The organism is Streptomyces sp. NPDC058796 (assembly GCF_042745235.1).
GTDB lineage: Bacteria > Actinomycetota > Actinomycetes > Streptomycetales > Streptomycetaceae > Streptomyces.
Genome location: NZ_JBHYOP010000007.1, coordinates 257,733 through 276,179, shown reverse-complemented (window position 1 = coordinate 276,179; position 18,447 = coordinate 257,733). Strand labels below are relative to the sequence as shown.

Genomic DNA, 18,447 nt, shown 5'->3' with positions numbered 1-18,447 from the left:
AAACGCGGGGCCGATGTCGGACCCGGCTTGTAGGGTCTGATCTTGACCGAGCAACTGTGTCGGGCGAACCGAGCGGGGTGAGGGTTATGGCGACCAAGGACACCGGCGGCGGGCAGCAGAAGGCCACGCGGTCCACCGAGGAGGTCGAGGAGCAGGCGCAGGACGCGCAGGCCTCCGAGGACCTCAAGGAGCGCCAGGAGAAGCTGAACGACGACGTGGACTCCGTCCTGGACGAGATCGACGATGTGCTCGAAGAGAATGCCGAGGATTTCGTGCGGTCATTTGTCCAAAAGGGTGGGGAATAGGCCTGAATGTCCAATTTGGATGCCGGGAAGAAGTGCTCGGCATGCAAGCGGACTCTGCCTACCAGCGCATTCGCGGCCAACAGGTCCGAGCTCGACAGGCTTCAGGACCGTTGCCGCGAATGTGGGGCCGAGGCATACCGCCGTCGTCGGGAGGCCCAGGGCAAGAACGTTCGTCGAGCGGACGTGCCCGAGGGGTGCAAGCACTGCCTGGGCTGTGACGAGGTCGAGCCGTGGAGCGAGTGGCATCGCAACGCGACGGCCTCGGACGGGCTGTCGACGCGTTGCAAGGCGTGCCCGGCCGTTGCGGGGCGGGCACGTCCCCTGCAGCGCCGTTACGGTCTCACCGAGGACGAGCGTGACGCGATGGTCGCCTCTCAGAAGGGCCTCTGCGTGATCTGTCTGAAGGCTCCGGCCGTACATGTGGATCACTGTCACGAGACGGGTAAGGTCCGTGGCGTACTGTGCTTCAACTGCAATTCGGCCATCGGCAAGTTGGGAGACGATCCCGACGCTTTTCGTCGGGCTGCCGCCTACCTGGAGGGAACTTCGTGGAAGCCAACACTCGTAGCACCGGGCGTCTACCAGCTGCCTTCCTGACGCCTGGCTCGTCCTCCTTCATGGACTTCCTCGGCGAGCACCAGCCGGAGATGCTCCCGGGCAACCGGCAGCTGCCCCCGGTGCAGGGTGTCGTCGAGGCGCCGCACGGCACGACGATCGTGGCGGTGACGTTCCCCGGTGGTGTGGTCCTCGCCGGTGACCGGCGGGCCACGATGGGCAACATGATCGCCCAGCGGGACATCGAGAAGGTCTTCCCGGCCGACGAGTACTCGGCGGTGGGCATCGCCGGTACGGCGGGTCTGGCCGTGGAGATGGTGAAGCTGTTCCAGCTGGAGCTGGAGCACTTCGAGAAGGTCGAGGGCGCGCAGCTGTCCCTGGAGGGCAAGGCGAACCGCCTGTCCACGATGATCCGCTCGAACCTGGGCATGGCGATGCAGGGACTGGCCGTGGTGCCCCTGTTCGCCGGTTACGACGTGGATCGCGGCCGGGGGCGGATCTTCTCGTACGACGTGACGGGCGGGCGGTCGGAGGAGCAGAGCTACGCGACCACCGGGTCGGGGTCGATCTTCGCCCGTGGTGCGATGAAGAAGCTCTTCCGTGAGGACCTGACCGAGGAGCAGGCCACGACGCTCGTGGTGCAGGCGCTGTACGACGCGGCGGACGACGACTCGGCGACCGGTGGTCCCGATGTCGCGCGCCGGATCTACCCGATCATCACTGTGATCACCGAGGACGGCTTCCGCCGGCTGAGTGACGACGAGGCTTCCGGGCTCGCCCGCTCGGTGCTGGAGCGGCGGCTGGAGCAGCCCGACGGTCCGCGGGCCGCGTTGCTGTAGCGGGCGCGGTCGGTCGTGTTGTCAGGTGGTTCAGTGACTTCTCCAGAAAGGGACGGATAACCGGTGTCGACGCCGTTCTATGTCTCACCCCAGCAGGCGATGGCGGACCGGGCGGAGTACGCCCGCAAGGGCATCGCGCGTGGCCGCAGCCTGGTCGTGCTGCAGTATGCCGACGGCATCGTGTTCGTCGGTGAGAACCCGTCCCGTGCGCTGCACAAGTTCAGCGAGATCTACGACCGGATCGGCTTCGCGGCCGCCGGCAAGTACAACGAGTACGAGAATCTGCGGATCGGCGGGGTGCGCTACGCCGACCTGCGTGGTTACACCTATGACCGGGACGACGTGACGGCTCGCGGTCTGGCCAACGTCTACGCGCAGACGCTGGGCACGATCTTCTCCAGTCAGGCCGAGAAGCCGTACGAGGTGGAACTGGTCGTCGCCGAGGTCGGTGAGAGTGCCGACGGGGACCAGATCTACCGGTTGCCGCACGACGGTTCGATCGTGGACGAGCACGGTTCGGTCGCGGTCGGGGGCAATGCCGAGCAGATCAGCGGTTACCTGGATCAGCGGCACCGGGACGACATGACGCTGGCCGAGGCGCTGAAGCTGGCCGTGCAGGCGCTGTCCCGGGACACGAACGGCAGTGAGCGGGAGATTCCGGCGGAGCGGCTGGAGGTCGCGGTGCTGGACCGTACGCGGCCGCAGAAGCGGAAGTTCAAGCGGATCGTGGGGGCTCAGCTGTCGCGGTTGCTGGACTCGGGCGCGGGAGCCGGGGCCGGGGCCGATGCCGAGGACCTGGCCCTGCCGGACGAGGACGAGGGCGACAAGTAGCGGGCAGCCGCTGCGCGAGAACCTCCGAGCGGCGCCGGGCCATGTGCTCCGGCGCCGCTCAGTCTTTCTGCGGCGGTGCCGTGGAGCCCCGTACGACCAGGTGCACCGGGATGTCGCCCTCCTCGGGGGTCTGTCCCTCCATGACGGCGAGCAGTGCCCGCATGCCGCGTTCGCCGAAGAGTTCCGCGTCGAGGCGTACGGTCGTCAGCTCGGGGTCGATGGCGGTGGCGAGGCCGAGGTCGTCCAGGCCGGTGACCGACAAGTCGTCCGGGACGCGCAGCCCTGCCCGCCTCGCCGCCTTGTAGGCGCCGGCCGCGAGTTTGTCGTCGTCGCAGACGAGTGCGGTGGGCCGGGGTCCGGGAGCGGCGAGGGCGGCCTCGGTGGCGGTCAGGGCGCCCTCGATGGAGATGGGGGCGCGGGCGGTGCGCAGGTCGGTGCCGGGGGTGTCCGCCAGCCGTGCGGCCAGTTCCCGGGCGCGGATCTCGAAGGTCCACGAGGGGACGTCCGCGGCGAGGTGCAGGAAGCGGCGGTGGCCGAGGGTCAGGAGGTGTTCGGCGACCTGGCGGATGCCGTCGGTGATGTCGAGGTTGACGGTGGCGGCGCCCAGGCTGCCTTCGGGGTCGCTGTCGAGCATGACGAGGGGGAGCTGGTCGCCCCGGATGGCGGTGAGTGCGTCGGCGGCCATGGAGGAGGCGATGACGCCGTCCAGGGCGGCCTGGGCGGAGGCGAAGGGGTCTCTGGCCGGGCCGACGCCTTCGGGGGAGGGGTAGAGGACGACTCCGAAGCCGTGCTCGGCGGCGACTCGTGCGGCGCCGGTGTAGACCTCCGCGAAGAACTCGGTGGTGAGTGCGGGGACGACCAGCAGGACCGTGCGGGTGCGGCCGAGGCGGAGGTTGCGGGCGGCGAGGTTGGGGCGGTAGCCGAGCCGGTGTGCGGCGTCGCGGACGCGTTGTGCGGTGGGTTCCGAGACCCGGCCGCGCCATTTGTCGCCGAGGACCAGGGAGACGGCGGCCTGGGAGACGCCCGCGGCCTGGGCGACGTCGCGGCTGGTGGGGCGGGTGCTGCCTCGTGCCACCGTTCGGCCTGCGCTTTCGTCTGGTCGTCTGGACTCCGGAACAGCCGCCATGGTACGTATGACGGGACACGTTATACGTAAAACTTCATGAGGCTCGTTCGGAAGGGACTGGTCGTGGTCGCCGGGTACCTGGACATTCTTCGGGCGCGGCACGCCGTCCGGCTGCTCGTCGGCACGCTCGTGGGGCGGCTGCCGAACGCGACGGCGGCGATCGCGATCGTGCTGTTCGTGCGGGCGGAGGGCGGTTCGTACAGCCTCGCGGGTGCGCTGGCCGCGGTGTACGGCGTCGCCAACGCGGTGGGCCAGCCCGTGCTGGGGCGGCTGGTGGACCTGCACGGGCAGCCGCGGGTGCAGTTGCCGGCCGCGGTGCTGTCGGCGCTGGCCATGGGCGTCTTCGCCTTCGCGGGGACCGGGCAGGTCGCCGTCGCGTACCTCGCCGTGGGCGCGGCCGGGCTGTTCACGCCGCCGCTGGAGGGCGGCCTGCGGGCGCTGTGGCCCAGCGTGCTGCGCAAGGAGGACCAGGTGCACACGGCGTACGCGATGGACGCCGTGGCCCAGGAGGTCATGTTCACGGTGGGGCCACTGCTGGTGACGGTGTGCGTGTCGCTGTGGTCACCGCAGGTGGCGCTGCTCGTGCTGAACGCGGTGGGTGTCCTCGGGGCGCTGTCCGTGGTGGTGTCGCCGCCTTCGCGCTCGTGGCGGTCGGCGCCGCGCGAGGCGCACTGGCTGGGTGCCCTGCGTTCGTCGGGGCTGCTGGCGCTGCTGGGCGCCTTCCTGTTCATCGGGATGGCGCTCGGGTCGATCACCGTGGCGTCCGTGCCGTACGCGGACGAGCACGGCGGTGACGCCGTCTACGGCTGGCTGATGGCCGCGCTCGGGCTCGGTGCGCTGGTGGGCGGGGCCGTGTACGGGGCGCGGCGGTGGACCGGTGATCCGGCGCGGCGGCTGCGGCTGCTGGTGGCCCTGCTGGCGGTGTGTTACCTGCCGTTGACGCTGATGCCGGGCGTGCTGGCCATGGTGCTGCTCACGGTGATCGCGGGTGTCTTCCTGGCCCCGTGCATCGCCTGCGCGTTCGTCCTCGTCGACGTGCACGCGCCGCGGGGGACGGTGACGGAGGCGTTCTCGTGGCTGGTGACGACCTTCACGGTGGGCGCCTCGGTGGGGACGGGCCTCGCGGGGCCCGTGGTGGAGCACGGCGGGGCGCTGTGGGGGTTCGCGGTGCCGGCGGCGGCCGGCGGTGTGTCGCTGCTCGTCCTCCTGTGCACCGGGCGGGTCCTCGCAGCTCCCGTGCGGGCGGCGGTGGTTGCGGCTTCATCGGAAAATGATCCAAACCGTGCCGTCGAACCCCGTTTCAGTTCGGGTCATCAGGCGTAATGTTCAGTCATGGACCGCCGCATTTTCGGGCTGGAGAACGAGTACGGCGTCACGTGCACGTTCAGGGGACAGCGCCGCCTGTCGCCTGACGAGGTGGCGCGGTACCTCTTCCGCCGTGTCGTGTCATGGGGCCGCAGCAGCAATGTCTTTCTGCGCAACGGGGCCCGCCTCTATCTCGACGTGGGATCGCATCCGGAATACGCCACACCCGAATGCGACAACGTGATCGAACTCGTCACCCACGACAAGGCGGGCGAGCGCATTCTCGAAGGACTCCTGGTGGACGCCGAACGACGCCTGCACGAGGAGGGAATCGCGGGCGACGTCTACCTCTTCAAGAACAACACCGACTCCGCCGGCAACTCCTACGGCTGTCACGAGAATTACCTCGTGGCCCGGCACGGGGAGTTCTCGCGGCTCGCGGACATCCTCATCCCGTTCCTGGTGACGAGGCAGTTGCTGTGCGGTGCGGGCAAGGTGCTGCAGACGCCGCGTGGTGCCGTGTACTGCGTCAGCCAGCGGGCCGAGCACATCTGGGAGGGCGTCTCCTCGGCGACGACCCGCTCCCGGCCCATCATCAACACCCGCGACGAGCCGCACGCGGACGCCGAGCGCTACCGGCGTCTGCACGTCATCGTGGGCGACTCGAACATGTCCGAGACGACGATGCTGCTCAAGGTCGGTGCCACCGACCTGGTGCTGCGGATGATCGAGGCGGGCACCGTGATGCGTGACCTGACCCTGGAGAACCCGATCCGGGCGATCCGCGAGGTCAGCCACGACATCACCGGCCGCCGCAAGGTGCGCCTGGCCAGCGGCCGGGAGGCGTCCGCCCTGGAGGTGCAGCGGGAGTACTACGAGAAGGCCGTGGACTTCTGCGAGCGCCGCGGTATCCGTACCGGCACCGTCGAGCGGGTGCTGGAGCTGTGGGGGCGCACGCTGGAGGCCATCGAGACCGAGGACCTCGACCGCATCGACACCGAGATCGACTGGGTCATGAAGTACAAGCTCCTGGAGCGGTACCGGGCCAAGCACAACATGACCATGTCGCATCCGCGGGTCGCGCAGATAGACCTCGCCTACCACGACATCCACCGCCGTCGTGGTCTCTACTACCTGCTGGAGAAGAAGGGGCAGGCCGCCCGGGTCGCCAACGACCTGAAGATCTTCGAGGGCAAGTCGGTGCCGCCGCAGACCACTCGGGCGCGGCTGCGTGGTGACTTCATCCGGCGTGCTCAGGAGCAGCGCCGGGACTTCACCGTCGACTGGGTTCACCTCAAGCTCAACGACCAGGCGCAGCGCACCGTGTTGTGCAAGGACCCGTTCCGTTCGGTGGACGACCGGGTGGAGAAGCTGATCGCCGGGATGTGAGCCGGCGGAAGGGTGAGAGGGGCGTTTCCCCCGTGAAAGGGCGGAACGTCACACGGGCACCGTACGTTAGCCGTACGGTGCCCTTCTCACGCCGTAGAGTTGCGCGCACGCCATTCCTGACATGAACACCGACCGACACCGATACGAGGCCCCCACCGTGCGCCGACGCTCACTCCTCATCGCCGTCCCCGCCGGACTGGTCACGCTCGCCGCCTGCGGTGACGAAGACTCCGGCTCGAGCAACGCGGGCGACAGCGCGACGCCGGAGGCGTCGGGCACGTCGGCACCGCCGCCCCCGAAGATCGTCGACGGCCCGCTGCCGGCGATCACCGCGGGGACGAAGTTCGACGAGAAGCCGACCGTCGCCAAGGGCAGCGGGGACCCCTCGAAGGACCTCGCGGTGAAGACGGTCATCGCCGGGGGAGGCAAGGCCGTCGCGGAGAACGACTTCGTGTCGGCGAACTACCTGGGCCAGGTCTGGGCGAGCGCCAAGGTCTTCGACAACTCCTACGACCGCAAGACGCCCCTGGTCATCCAGCTGGCCCAGGGCAGCATCATCGACGGCTGGCGGTACGCGCTCACGGGCAAGAAGACCGGCAGCCGCGTCCAGTTCTCCGTGCCGCCCGCCTACGGGTACGGCGAGCAGGGCAACGAGCAGGCGGGCATCAAGGGCGACGACACGCTGGTCTTCGTCGTGGACGTGCAGGACACGTTCAACGCCAAGAGCTCCGCCAAGGGCAAGGAGACCCCGCAGGACGACGCCGCGCTGCCCAGGGTCGGCACCAACACCGACGGCAAGGCGCCCTCCATCGAGGTGCCGAAGACCGACGCGCCGAAGAAGCTCGTCGCCGAGTACGTCCTGGAGGGCGACGGCACGGAGGTCGGCGCCGAGGACAGCGTGCTCGTGCAGTACAAGGGCGTGGTCTGGGACGGCGGCAAGGAGTTCGACTCGACGTACGGCAGGAAGCAGCTGACGTCGTTCTCGCTCCAGCAGGTCGTCAAGGGCTGGGCGCAGGGCCTGACCGGCAAGAAGGTCGGCAGCCGCGTCCTCATCGTCATCCCGCCGGACCTGGGCTACGGCGACAACCCGCCGCAGGGCAGCGGCATCGAGAAGGACTCCACACTGGTGTTCTCCGTGGACATCCTCGCGAAGATGTGACGTGCCGGGATGTAAGACTTGGGGACGTTGCCTTTCCGCAGACAAGCAGGAGCTGAACACGTGAGCATCGACAAGCCCGAGGTCGACTTCCCGGGCGGCGAGCCCCCGGCGGACCTCGAGATCAAGGACATCTGGGAGGGCGACGGCCCGGTTGCCGAGGCCGGTCAGACCGTGACCGTCCACTACGTGGGCGTGACCTTCAGCACGGGCGAGGAGTTCGACGCCAGCTGGAACCGCGGTACGCCGTTCCGCTTCCCGCTCGGCGGTGGCCGGGTCATCGCGGGCTGGGACCGGGGCGTGCAGGGCATGAAGGTCGGCGGCCGTCGCCAGCTGACCATCCCGGCCCACCTCGCCTACGGGGACCAGAGCCCGACCCCGGCGATCCCGCCCGGCTCGACGCTGATCTTCGTGGTCGATCTGCTCGGAGTCTGATCGAAGTCCCGGCGGACAGCGATCAGAGCCGGTCACCTGGGGTCCATGCCTGTCCGGGCATGGGCCCTCGGCTTTTGCGGGGCCGCCGCGGGGCGGTACGGTCATCCGTCGTAAGCACCATAGGGAGAAGGGCGTCGATGGCCATTGCCAAGGCCGAGCGGCTGATGAACCTGGCGCTGTGTCTGCTGGGGACGCGGCGGCCACTCAGCAAGCGTGAGCTGCGCCAGTCCATCGAGGCCTACCTGGAGGCGGGCTCCGACGACTCCTTCAACCGGATGTTCGAGCGGGACAAGGACGACCTCAGGGAACTCGGGCTGGTCATCGAGACCGTCGAGAGCCTCGACGGCGAGGTCGGCTACCTGGCCCGCCGCGACAGCAACCGCCTGCCGCCGATCACCCTGGACGCCGAGGAGGCCGCCGCGCTGGGGCTCGCCGCCAAGGTGTGGCAGCAGGCCCGGCTCGCCGGCGCCGCCAGCGGCGCCCTGCAGAAGCTGCGCGCGGCCGGTCTGCCCGAGGACGTCGACCCGTACGAGGCGCACAGCGCGCTGGAGCCCCGTATCCCGGTGCACGAGGCGGCCTTCGAGCCGCTGATGCTGGCCTGCCGCGACCGCAGGCCGGTCGTCTTCGACTACCGCAAGGCCAACGCCGCCCAGCCCGAGTCCCGGCACGTGGAGCCGTGGGCCCTGGAGTGCTGGCGCGGCCACTGGTACCTGGCCGGTTTCGACCGGGACCGCGGGGCGGAGCGGGTCTTCAGGCTGTCCCGGATCACGGGGAAGGTGCGCTCGCGCGGGGCGCGGTTCACCGCCCCCGTGCCCGACGTCGTCACCGTCCGCGAGACGGTCGCGAGCTGGGCGGGGGAGACCGCGGACCGTTCCGCGCTGATCCGGCTGCGCACGGGCGCCGGCTACCCCCTTCGGGCGAAGGCGACCGTGGTGCGGGAACTCGGTGACGGCTGGGACGAGTTGCAGATTCCGTACGGGCACGGCCTGGACGCCTGGCTGGTGGAGTTCGGGCCGGACGTGGTGGTGCTGGAGCCGGCGGAGCTGCGCGCGGACGTGGTGGACCGGCTGCGTGCCGTGGCCAAGGGCTGAGGGGGAGCGGACAACACAGTGGCAGGCAAACCGGTCAGGCCCGTGAACGCCATCGACCAGACCCGGCGGATGCTGTCCTTGGTGACGTATCTGCGCGAGCGCCCCGGCGCCCGGGTCGAGGACGTGGCGCGCGCCTTCGGCATCACCGAGGACGAGCTGGTCTCCGACCTCGACGTGCTGCCGATGTGCGGCACCAGCTTCCGCGGCGGCGACCTCCTCGACATCGACACCGACGGCGAGCGGATCTGGTGGCACAATCCGGCCGCCCTGGGCGCGGACGCCGCCGAGCCGCTGCGGCTGGCCGCCGACGAGGCGACCGCGCTGCTGGTGGCCGCCCGGGCCGTGGCGACCCTGCCGGGGCTGCGGGAGAGCGACCGGCAGGCGCTGCTGCGGGCGACCGCCAAGGTGGAGACCTCGGCCGGCGAGGCCGCCGGCGCCAGCTCGCGCCTGTCCGTCACCTTCGAGTCCGAGGGCGGCGTCTTCGCCGACGTCGACCGGGCGATCTCCGAACGCCGCCGCCTGTGGATCCGCTACTACTCGCCGGCCCGCGACGAGGTCACCGAGCGCGAGATCGACCCGATCCGCCTGGTCAGCGTCGGCCACACCTACGTGGAGGCCTGGTGCCGCCGCTCCGAGGCGCGGCGCACCTTCCGGCTCGACCGGGTCGCCGAGATCCGCATCCTGGACGAGCCGTCCGCGCCGCCCGAGGTGGAGCTGCGGGACCTCTCGGAGGGACTGGTGCAGCCCGCCGCCGAGGACCCGGAGGTCGTGATCGAGGTCGGTCCCGGCGGACGCTGGGTCGCCGAGTACTACCCGCACGACAGCGCCGATGAACTCCCCGACGGCGGACTGCGTATCACCCTGCGCACGCCCGACCCGGCCTCGCTGCGGCGGCTGGCGCTGCGGCTGGGGCGCGACGGCCGGATCGTCTCGCCGCCGGAGCTCGCCGACAGCGCCCGGCAGGCGGCCCGCGAGGCGCTGGCGGCGTACGACGGGATCGAGGCGGCCGGAGGGGCCCGCGGTACGGGCGAGGAACGGCACGAGCGCGAGGGGCAGGAGCGAGGACTGTGAGCGACTCCGTGGGGCCGGGTGCGGCGGGCGTGACGGCGGCGACCGCGTTCGCCGGCATGAGACGCGTCCCGCCGGTCGTGTTCAAGGCCGGCTGCCCGGACTGCCGCGGCCGGTTCGAGCTCGCCGCGAGCGCCCTGCGTCTGGCGATCGGCGCCACGAGCCGTACCACCTTCTACTCGTTCACGTGCCCCGAGTGCGGTTCCGCCGTCCGCAAGCCTGCGGGGGAGCGGGTCGTGGAGCTGCTCACGGGCGGCGGGGTCAGGACCCTCCGGCTGCACTCCACGGTCTAGGCTCGACGTCATGTTCTGGCCGATGTTCGCGGTTGCCGTGGGTTTTGTGGGTCTCGCCGTGCTCGCGGTGCTCGCCGTGAAGGTGTTCGTGGAGGCCCAGCGCCTGGGGCGGCAGGTGACGGACTCGGCCCGCCGGATCAGCCGGGCCGCGGAGGACCTGGAACGCGCGACCGAGAGCGCCGCCCGCGCCGTGGACGCGCTGTGACCCGCGTTTCGGGACACTTCGCCCTGTCACGTCACAGGTCGCTGAAGGTACGCTGCTCGTCGCGGACCGGAAAACGAGGCCCGGCCGCGGACGGGAGTACGCACGGGGATTGCCTCACGTTTACCCCTGAGCGTTACGATCGCTGCACAAGACGATCGATCGGACACATGTCCGACCGGTCGGACAGCACCCCCACCCAGCCGCCTCGGTGAGAAGGTAAAGACTTATGTTCGGAAGGCTCGGCGCCCCCGAGATCATTCTCATCCTCGTCGTCATCATCCTGCTGTTCGGCGCGAAGAAGCTTCCGGACATGGCGCGCTCGCTGGGCAAGTCCGCCCGCATCCTCAAGAGCGAGGCCAAGGCGATGAAGAGCGAGAGCAAGTCCGACGACTCCGCTCCCGCCGACCCGCCGAACCCGGAGCAGTCCGCGGCGAAGCGCACCATCCAGGCCGCCCCCGGCGACGTGACCAGCTCCCGGCCGGTCACCGAGCCGACGGACACGACCAAGCGCTGACGCAGGGCCGGTGACCTCCGGCCCGCCGCACGAGATGGGAACGTGGGTTGCTGAAGTCTGCCCGCAACAAGGAGAGGGACCCCGAAGGGCGGATGCCCCTCGCGGAGCACCTTCGTGAGCTCCGCAACCGGCTCGCGAAGGCCCTGCTGGCCATCGTCGCCGTCACCGTCGTCGCCGCCTTCTTCTACGAGGAGATCATCAACGTCCTCACGGAGCCGATCCTCGAGTCGGTCGGCTGTGAGAAGTCGTTCGCGGAGCTGGCCCAGTCGGAGGCCGGCTCGGAGCCGTGCGCGCAGATCACCCTCAACGGTCTGCTCGGCCCCTTCACCCTGGCCCTGAAGGTGTCCCTGACGGCCGGCGTCGTGCTGGCCTCCCCGGTCTGGCTCTACCAGCTGTGGGCGTTCGTCGCCCCGGGCCTGCACAAGAGCGAGAAGAAGTACGCCTACGCGTTCGTCGCCACCGGCGCGCCGCTCTTCCTCATCGGCGCCTACTTCGCCTACGCGGTGCTGCCCACCTCGGCGAAGGTGCTGATCGAGTTCACGCCGAGCAACGTCGACAACCTGCTGCCGCTGGACGAGCTGCTCGACCTCGTCACCCGCATGGTGATCGTCTTCGGTCTCTCCTTCGAGCTGCCCCTGCTGCTGGTCATGCTCAATCTCACCGGAGTGCTGAGCGGCAAGCGGATGCTCGGCTGGTGGCGCGCCATGATCATGGGCATCACGCTGTTCGCGGCCATCGCCACGCCGAGCACCGACCCCCTGACGATGGTCATGCTGGCCGGACCGATCTGGGTGCTGTACTTCGCCGCGGTCAGCATCTCCCTGCTGAACGACCGGCGCAGGGCCCGTCGCCAGGCCATGGAGCCCGACGACGACGAGGCGTCCGAGCTGGACCTCACGCCCGAGGACATCGGCGAGATCGAACCCGTGACCACCGCCCGCGCCCTGCCCGAGCAGGCCACGAAGGACCGGGTCAACGGCTACGACGACGTGACCTGAGGCACACCGGGGCGGTGACGACACGCGTCGCCGCTCCCGGGAAAGGCCTCACGGAGCCGATCCCGACAATGATCGTCCTGTTGTCAGTGCGGCCCGGTACGCTCGAAAGCACGATGACAGAGGATCTCTCCCCGGCCGAGCGGTATGCGGCAGCGCGGCGACGCGCTGCCGAGCAGGCCACCGCGCTCGCCTCGTTCCGCGAGATGTACGACTTCGGCCTCGACCCCTTCCAGATCGAGGCCTGCCAGGCACTCGAGACCGGCAAGGGCGTGCTGGTGGCCGCGCCCACCGGTTCGGGCAAGACGATCGTCGGCGAGTTCGCCGTCCACCTGGCCCTCCGGCAGGGCAAGAAGTGCTTCTACACGACACCCATCAAGGCGCTGTCGAACCAGAAGTACGCCGACCTGTGCCGCCGCTACGGCGCGGACAAGGTGGGCCTGCTCACCGGCGACAACAGCGTGAACTCCGACGCCCCCGTGGTCGTGATGACCACCGAGGTCCTGCGGAACATGCTGTACGCGGGCTCGCAGACCCTCCTCGGTCTCGGGTACGTGGTGATGGACGAGGTGCACTACCTCTCCGACCGCTTCCGCGGCGCCGTCTGGGAGGAAGTGATCATCCACCTCCCCGAGTCCGTGACCCTGGTATCACTCTCGGCCACCGTGTCGAACGCGGAGGAGTTCGGCGACTGGCTCGACACCGTGCGCGGCGACACCCAGGTGATCGTCTCCGAGCACCGGCCCGTGCCGCTGTTCCAGCACGTGCTGGCCGGACGCCGGATGTACGACCTGTTCGAGGAGGGCGAGGGCCACAAGAAGGCCGTCAACCCCGACCTCATGCGCATGGCCCGCCTGGAGGCCACCCGTCCCTCGTTCCAGGACCGGCGGCGTGGCCGGCACATGCGGGAGGCCGACCGCGAGCGGGAGCGCCGGCAGCGCTCGCGCATGTGGACGCCCGGCCGGCCCGAGGTCATAGAGCGGCTCGACGCCGAGGGGCTGCTGCCCGCGATCACCTTCATCTTCAGCCGGGCCGCCTGCGAGGCCGCCGTGCAGCAGTGCCTGTACGCCGGGCTGCGGCTCAACGACGAGGAGGCGCGGCACAAGGTCCGCGCCCTGGTCGAGGAGCGCACCGCCTCCATCCCCACCGAGGACCTGCACGTCCTGGGGTACTACGAGTGGCTGGAGGGCCTGGAGCGGGGCATCGCCGCCCATCACGCGGGCATGCTGCCGACCTTCAAGGAGGTCGTCGAGGAGCTGTTCGTCCGTGGACTGGTCAAGGCCGTCTTCGCGACCGAGACCCTCGCCCTCGGCATCAACATGCCCGCCCGCTCGGTGGTGCTGGAGAAGCTCGTCAAGTGGAACGGCGAGCAGCACGCCGACATCACCCCCGGCGAGTACACCCAGCTCACCGGCCGGGCCGGCCGGCGCGGCATCGACGTCGAGGGCCACGCGGTGGTGCTGTGGCAGCGCGGTATGAACCCCGAGCACCTCGCGGGGCTCGCCGGCACGCGCACGTACCCGCTGCGCTCCAGCTTCCGGCCGTCGTACAACATGGCGGTCAACCTGGTCGAGCAGTTCGGCCGCCACCGCTCGCGGGAGCTGCTGGAGACCTCCTTCGCGCAGTTCCAGGCGGACAAGTCGGTCGTCGGCATCTCCCGGCAGGTGCAGCGCAACGAGGAGGGCCTGGAGGGCTACAAGGCCTCCATGACCTGCCACCTCGGGGACTTCGACGAGTACGCGCGGCTGCGCCGCGAGCTGAAGGACCGGGAGAACGAACTGGCCCGGCAGGGCGCCAACCAGCGGCGTGCCGAGGCCGCCGTGGCGCTGGAGAAGCTGAAGCCGGGCGACGTCATCCACGTGCCGACGGGCAAGTACGCGGGCCTCGCCCTGGTCCTGGACCCGGGCCTGCCCGCCGGGCGGTCCAACGGCCACCGCGGCTTCGAGCACCACGACGGGCCCCGCCCGCTGGTGCTGACCGCCGAGCGGCAGGTCAAGCGGCTCGCGTCGATGGACTTCCCGGTGCCGGTCGAGGCCCTGGAGCGGATGCGCATCCCGAAGTCCTTCAACCCGCGCTCGCCCCAGTCCCGACGCGACCTCGCCTCCGCGCTGCGCACCAAGGCCGGGCACATCCCGCCGGAGCGGGCCCGCAAGAAGCGCGCCCAGGCCGCCGACGACCGGGAGATCGCGCGGCTGCGCAAGGCGCTGCGCGCGCACCCCTGCCACGGCTGCGAGGACCGCGAGGACCACGCCCGCTGGGCCGAGCGCTACCACCGGCTGCTGCGCGACACCTCGCAGCTGGAGCGGCGCATCGAGGGCCGGACGAACACCATCGCCCGCACCTTCGACCGGATCGTGGCGCTGCTGACGGAGATGGACTACCTGCGCGGCGACGAGGTCACCGAGCACGGCAAGCGCCTCGCGCGCCTCTACGGCGAACTGGACCTGCTGGCCAGCGAGTGCCTGCGCGAGGGGGTCTGGGAGGGCCTGTCCCCGGCCGAGCTCGCCGCCTGCGTCTCGGCGCTGGTCTACGAGTCCCGGGTCGCCGACGACGCGATGGCCCCCAAGGTGCCCTCGGGCAAGGCCAAGGCCGCGCTCGGCGAGACCGTCCGCATCTGGGGCCGGCTCGACGCCCTGGAGGAGGAGTTCCGGATCCGCCAGACCGAGGGCGTCGGCCAGCGCGAGCCCGACCTCGGCTTCGCCTGGGCCGCGTACATGTGGGCCTCCGGCAAGGGCCTCGACGAGGTGCTGCGCGAGGCGGAGATGCCGGCCGGTGACTTCGTGCGCTGGTGCAAGCAGGTCATCGACGTCCTCGGCCAGGTCGCGGCCGCGGCGCCGGGTGAGGGATCGACGGTCCCGAAGAACGCGCGCAAGGCGGTCGACGGGCTGCTGCGCGGAGTGGTCGCCTACTCGTCGGTGGGCTAGCCCACGCGGTCAAGGAGGCCCGGCGGTTCCCCCGCCGGGCCTCCCTGCGTTTCGTGGATTCGAACGCCCGCATCCAATTACGCTGCGTGTTCGAACGCTGTCTCGCTGTGTAAATGGGTCCGAGGTTACTCCAGCTCCCGCGCCCGTTTCAGGTGCTTGCTGAATATGACACGGCGATGATCCGCTCGGACTAAGCTCGCCCGCAGCGCACCGAGTTGGGGTGAAATCGCGCGTTTGTTCCCAACGCGCCGAAGATCCCGACAACTCCCAGAGATACCCCATTGCAAGCTCCCCCATCCCCGCCGATTCGTTCTCAGAGGGCCTACATGGTGAGTGTTGATTCCCCTCCAGGGCGCCGCGAACTTCCCTACGCGCGCACGCTGTTGCTGCCGGCCATACTGATGGCCGCGGCCACCGGGGCCGCCGTCGCCCTCGTGACGGAACCGGCCCGGCTCGCCGTCGGCCTGTGCGGCGCCCTCGCCACGCTGCTGGTGAGCCTCGCGGGCGCCGAAGTGGTGCGCCGCGGCCGTGAGATGCGGGTGATGCGCGAGGAGCACGCCCGTAACAGCGCGTACCTGGAACGCCGGGCCGCGAGCCACTACGACGAGATGGTCCGGCTCGGCAGCGAAGTCATCCCCAACGCGCTGGACTTCATGCGCCGGGGGCACACGCCCGCCGAGGTGATGCGCCGCATCGGCGAGCTGGACCCCTCCTACGCCGAACTCGGCGAGCCCCAGCGCAAGCTGATCCGCATGGTGTGCCAGATGATCGACCACGAGGACTCCATGCGTGAGTCCGCCGAGCGCTCGTTCGTCGACATCGCCCGCCGCGTCCAGGCCATCGTCCACCAGCAGAACAAGGAACTCCGCGAGATGGAGGAGGACCACGGGCGCAACCCCGAGGTCTTCGACGACCTGCTGCGCATCGACCACGGCACCGCGCTGATCGGCCGCCTCGCCGACTCGATCTCCGTCATCGGCGGCGGTCGGCCCGGCCGCCAGTGGCCCGAGCCGGTCGCCCTCTACAGCGTGCTGCGCGGCGCGATGTCCCGGATCCTGCAGTACGGCCGGATCAACCTGGCCTCGATCGCCAAGGTCAACATCAAGGGAACCGCCGTCGAGCCGGTCATCCACGCCGCGGCGGAACTCCTCGACAACGCCACCCGCTACTCGCCGCCCGGCGCCAAGGTGCACGTCACCGCGACCGAGGTGCAGAGCGGCGTCTGCATCGAGATCGAGGACGCCGGCGTCAGCCTCAGCGAGGAGTCCCGCGCCCGCATCGAGGGCCTGCTGGAGGACGCCAAGCGCGGCACCGACGTGCAGGACCTCGCCCAGCACCCGCGTCTGGGCCTGTCCGTCGTCGGCCGGCTGTGCACCCAGTTCGGCATGGACGTCGCGCTGCGCGCCTCGGCGTACGGCGGGGTCCGGGCCATCCTCATCGTGCCCAGCAAGATGATGACCACCGAGCCCGGCGTCGGCCTCGCCCACGGCATCGGCGCCACCTCCATCCCCACCCCCGGCCCGGACGCCCTCCCCGGCCCCGAGCGCAAGCCCAAGAAGCGCCGCCCCACCAGCCCCCGCATCCCGGCGGGTGTCTCCTTCGAGGACGACGTGCCGGAGGTCACCGAGTGGACGGCGGGCGGCCTCCCGCAGCGCCGCAGCCGGGTCAAGATGCCGCTCAGCCAGCGGCTGGCCGAGCAGGCGAAGTGGGAGCGGGAGGACGCCGAGCGCGAGGCCCGCCTCGCCGCCGAGCGCGCCCGCAACGGCATCCCGGCGCCCGCCCCGGAACCCGAACCGGAGAAGACCGAGGAACTCCCGCCGGGCCACTGGATCGGCGCCTTCTGGGAGGGCCTCAAGCAGTACCCGGGCATCACCCAGGCCCACCAGCAGTCCAGCAGCAGTGAGCCGGCCCACGCCCCGGCCGACGACGAGGGGAACCTCAAGTGATCGAGCAGCAAGGCAAGTTCGACTGGATGCTCAAGGATCTCTACGACGGTGTTCCGGGCATCGAGATGATCGTGGTGCTGTCCGCCGACGGCCTGCGCATCGCCCGCTACTCCGGAGATCCGGACGCCGCCGACCGGGTCGCCGCCGCCTGCGCGGGCCTGCAGAGCCTGGCGGGCGCGGTCGCCCAGGAGATCCCGACCAGCGACGGCGACATGAAGATGGTCCTGATCGAGATGAACGGCGGTTACTTCTACCTGATGGCCGCCGGCCCCAACGCCTACCTCGCCGTGCTCTCCGACGTCCGCTGCGAGCCCGGCCGGATGGGCCTGAGCATGGCGGACCTGGTGGCCCGGATCGGGCCCCACCTGACGAGTCCCGCCAGGCGCAACGGGCAGACCGTATGACTCCTCCCCAGCGCCAGCGGCGATCCCCCGGGCAGCAGCCCTCCGCCCCGTTACCCGCGTCCGGCCCGGCCAAGGAGGGCGAGAGCCACAACCCCGAGCGGTTGTTCGTCATCGGCGGCGACGAAGCCGGCGAGCGCGCCGACATCGACCTGGTGACGCTGATCGTGGCCCGCGCCGAGCCGCCGGTGTCCGCCACCCCGGAACAGGCGGCCGTGCTGCGGCTGTGCGTCGCGCCCCTGTCCGCGGCCGAGCTGTCGGCCTACCTGAGCCTGCCGTTCAGCGTGCTGACCGTGCTGCTCACCGACCTGCTGGCGAAGGAACTGGTGCAGGCCCGCGCCCCGATCGTCCGCCAGAAGGTCGCCGACCGAAACCTCCTCGAAGCGGTGATGCATGGACTTCAAAGACTCTGACACGATCCCGGGCCCACGGACGGAGGACCGGCTGCCGCACACGGCCGAGGCCGCCGTGAAGATCGTCATCGTGGGCGGCTTCGGGGTCGGCAAGACCACCATGGTCGGCTCGGTCAGCGAGATCAGACCGCTGACCACCGAGGAGACGATGACCCAGGCCGGCATCGGCGTCGACGACAACTACGGCTCCGCCTCCAAGACCGCCACCACGGTGGCCATGGACTTCGGCCGCATCAGCATCACCGACGAACTGGTGCTGTACCTCTTCGGCACACCCGGCCAGGAGCGCTTCTGGTTCCTGTGGAACGGGCTGTTCGAGGGCGCCCTCGGCGCGGTCGTCCTCGTCGACACCCGGCGCCTGGAGGTCAGCTTCGACGTCATGGGCCGACTGGAGGAGCGCGGCGTGCCCTTCGTGGTCGCCGTCAACTCCTTCCCGGACGCTCCCCGCTACCCCATGGCGGAGCTGCGGACCGCGCTCGACCTGTCCGAGGAGATCCCCATCCTCGACTGCGACGTACGGCGCCGCGCCTCCAGCCGGGACGTCCTGCTGACCCTGATGCGCTTCCTGCACTCCCTCGCCATGAAGGGCGCGCTCACCTGACCCGTCGAGGCCGGCGACCCCCGGCCCCACATCCCTTTCCCCGCGGAGCGACACT

20 protein-coding genes are annotated in these 18,447 nt (G+C 70.3%); 19 read left to right on the top strand and 1 reads right to left on the bottom strand.

The genetic code is table 11. The features are described from left to right. Nucleotides 1–86: 86 nt before the first annotated feature. The 4 genes from ACFW47_RS19615 to prcA all read left to right on the top strand — a co-directional run bounded on the left by ACFW47_RS19615 (nucleotide 87) and on the right by prcA (nucleotide 2,530). Nucleotides 87–305 carry a ubiquitin-like protein Pup gene (locus ACFW47_RS19615; protein WP_043374843.1) on the top strand — a complete coding sequence of 73 codons (219 nt, stop codon included), beginning with the start codon at nucleotides 87–89 and terminating at the stop codon, nucleotides 303–305. A gap of 6 nt (nucleotides 306–311) precedes the next feature. Then, a complete protein-coding gene (locus ACFW47_RS19610; protein ID WP_386306432.1) occupies nucleotides 312–902 on the top strand; it encodes an endonuclease VII domain-containing protein in 591 nt (196 codons plus the stop codon). Beyond that, on the top strand, nucleotides 854–1,699 hold the full coding sequence (gene prcB, locus ACFW47_RS19605; RefSeq protein ID WP_386286148.1) for a proteasome subunit beta: 846 nt from the start codon (nucleotides 854–856) through the stop codon (nucleotides 1,697–1,699). The genes ACFW47_RS19610 and prcB overlap by 49 nt, the downstream gene beginning before the upstream one ends. 63 nt (nucleotides 1,700–1,762) lie before the next feature. Continuing rightward, a complete protein-coding gene (gene prcA / locus ACFW47_RS19600) occupies nucleotides 1,763–2,530 on the top strand; it encodes a proteasome subunit alpha (RefSeq protein ID WP_386286149.1) in 768 nt (255 codons plus the stop codon). A gap of 58 nt (nucleotides 2,531–2,588) precedes the next feature. On the opposite strand, the gene ACFW47_RS19595 is transcribed toward prcA, so the two are convergent. Continuing rightward, nucleotides 2,589–3,605, bottom strand: coding sequence for a LacI family DNA-binding transcriptional regulator (locus ACFW47_RS19595; protein ID WP_386286150.1), 1,017 nt, complete (start codon nucleotides 3,603–3,605; stop codon nucleotides 2,589–2,591). Nucleotides 3,606–3,719: 114 nt separating this feature from the next. On the opposite strand from ACFW47_RS19595, the gene ACFW47_RS19590 reads away from it, so the two are divergent. The 15 genes from ACFW47_RS19590 to ACFW47_RS19520 all read left to right on the top strand — a co-directional run bounded on the left by ACFW47_RS19590 (nucleotide 3,720) and on the right by ACFW47_RS19520 (nucleotide 18,392). After that, nucleotides 3,720–4,979, top strand: a complete 1,260-nt coding sequence (locus tag ACFW47_RS19590) for an MFS transporter (protein ID WP_386306507.1) — start codon at nucleotides 3,720–3,722, stop codon at nucleotides 4,977–4,979. A gap of 9 nt (nucleotides 4,980–4,988) precedes the next feature. Then, on the top strand, nucleotides 4,989–6,350 hold the full coding sequence (pafA, locus tag ACFW47_RS19585; RefSeq protein ID WP_217254760.1) for a Pup--protein ligase: 1,362 nt from the start codon (nucleotides 4,989–4,991) through the stop codon (nucleotides 6,348–6,350). 157 nt (nucleotides 6,351–6,507) lie between these two features. Then, nucleotides 6,508–7,509, top strand: a complete 1,002-nt coding sequence (locus tag ACFW47_RS19580; RefSeq protein WP_386286338.1) for an FKBP-type peptidyl-prolyl cis-trans isomerase — start codon at nucleotides 6,508–6,510, stop codon at nucleotides 7,507–7,509. A gap of 60 nt (nucleotides 7,510–7,569) precedes the next feature. After that, nucleotides 7,570–7,941: an FKBP-type peptidyl-prolyl cis-trans isomerase gene (locus tag ACFW47_RS19575; RefSeq protein WP_102932332.1), complete on the top strand. Its 372-nt coding sequence runs from the start codon at nucleotides 7,570–7,572 to the stop codon at nucleotides 7,939–7,941. 137 nt (nucleotides 7,942–8,078) lie between these two features. Continuing rightward, complete coding sequence (locus tag ACFW47_RS19570; protein ID WP_382722067.1) at nucleotides 8,079–9,032, top strand: helix-turn-helix transcriptional regulator; 954 nt, start codon at nucleotides 8,079–8,081, stop codon at nucleotides 9,030–9,032. Between the two features lie 18 nt (nucleotides 9,033–9,050). Next, nucleotides 9,051–10,103, top strand: coding sequence for a helix-turn-helix transcriptional regulator (locus ACFW47_RS19565; RefSeq protein ID WP_386306431.1), 1,053 nt, complete (start codon nucleotides 9,051–9,053; stop codon nucleotides 10,101–10,103). A gap of 56 nt (nucleotides 10,104–10,159) precedes the next feature. Further along, the gene (locus ACFW47_RS19560) at nucleotides 10,160–10,393 is read left to right on the top strand and encodes a hypothetical protein (protein WP_386306505.1); all 234 of its coding nucleotides are present in this window, start codon (nucleotides 10,160–10,162) and stop codon (nucleotides 10,391–10,393) included. A gap of 10 nt (nucleotides 10,394–10,403) precedes the next feature. Continuing rightward, on the top strand, nucleotides 10,404–10,598 hold the full coding sequence (locus ACFW47_RS19555) for a hypothetical protein (RefSeq protein WP_386286154.1): 195 nt from the start codon (nucleotides 10,404–10,406) through the stop codon (nucleotides 10,596–10,598). A 226-nt stretch (nucleotides 10,599–10,824) separates the two neighbouring features. Continuing rightward, complete coding sequence (gene tatA / locus ACFW47_RS19550; RefSeq protein ID WP_073730934.1) at nucleotides 10,825–11,112, top strand: Sec-independent protein translocase subunit TatA; 288 nt, start codon at nucleotides 10,825–10,827, stop codon at nucleotides 11,110–11,112. A gap of 47 nt (nucleotides 11,113–11,159) precedes the next feature. Beyond that, a complete protein-coding gene (tatC, locus tag ACFW47_RS19545; RefSeq protein WP_386286155.1) occupies nucleotides 11,160–12,110 on the top strand; it encodes a twin-arginine translocase subunit TatC in 951 nt (316 codons plus the stop codon). Nucleotides 12,111–12,178: 68 nt separating this feature from the next. Next, nucleotides 12,179–15,031, top strand: a complete 2,853-nt coding sequence (locus ACFW47_RS19540) for a DEAD/DEAH box helicase (protein ID WP_386286156.1) — start codon at nucleotides 12,179–12,181, stop codon at nucleotides 15,029–15,031. 326 nt (nucleotides 15,032–15,357) lie between these two features. After that, nucleotides 15,358–16,977, top strand: a complete 1,620-nt coding sequence (locus ACFW47_RS19535) for a sensor histidine kinase (protein WP_386286157.1) — start codon at nucleotides 15,358–15,360, stop codon at nucleotides 16,975–16,977. Between the two features lie 26 nt (nucleotides 16,978–17,003). After that, a complete protein-coding gene (locus ACFW47_RS19530; protein WP_370466402.1) occupies nucleotides 17,004–17,381 on the top strand; it encodes a roadblock/LC7 domain-containing protein in 378 nt (125 codons plus the stop codon). Further along, complete coding sequence (locus ACFW47_RS19525; protein WP_386286158.1) at nucleotides 17,378–17,791, top strand: DUF742 domain-containing protein; 414 nt, start codon at nucleotides 17,378–17,380, stop codon at nucleotides 17,789–17,791. Before ACFW47_RS19530 ends, ACFW47_RS19525 begins: the two co-directional genes overlap by 4 nt. Beyond that, entirely contained in the window at nucleotides 17,772–18,392 is a 621-nt protein-coding gene (locus tag ACFW47_RS19520; RefSeq protein WP_386286159.1) for an ATP/GTP-binding protein, read from the top strand. Before ACFW47_RS19525 ends, ACFW47_RS19520 begins: the two co-directional genes overlap by 20 nt. The last annotated feature ends 55 nt before the right edge of the window (nucleotides 18,393–18,447 follow it).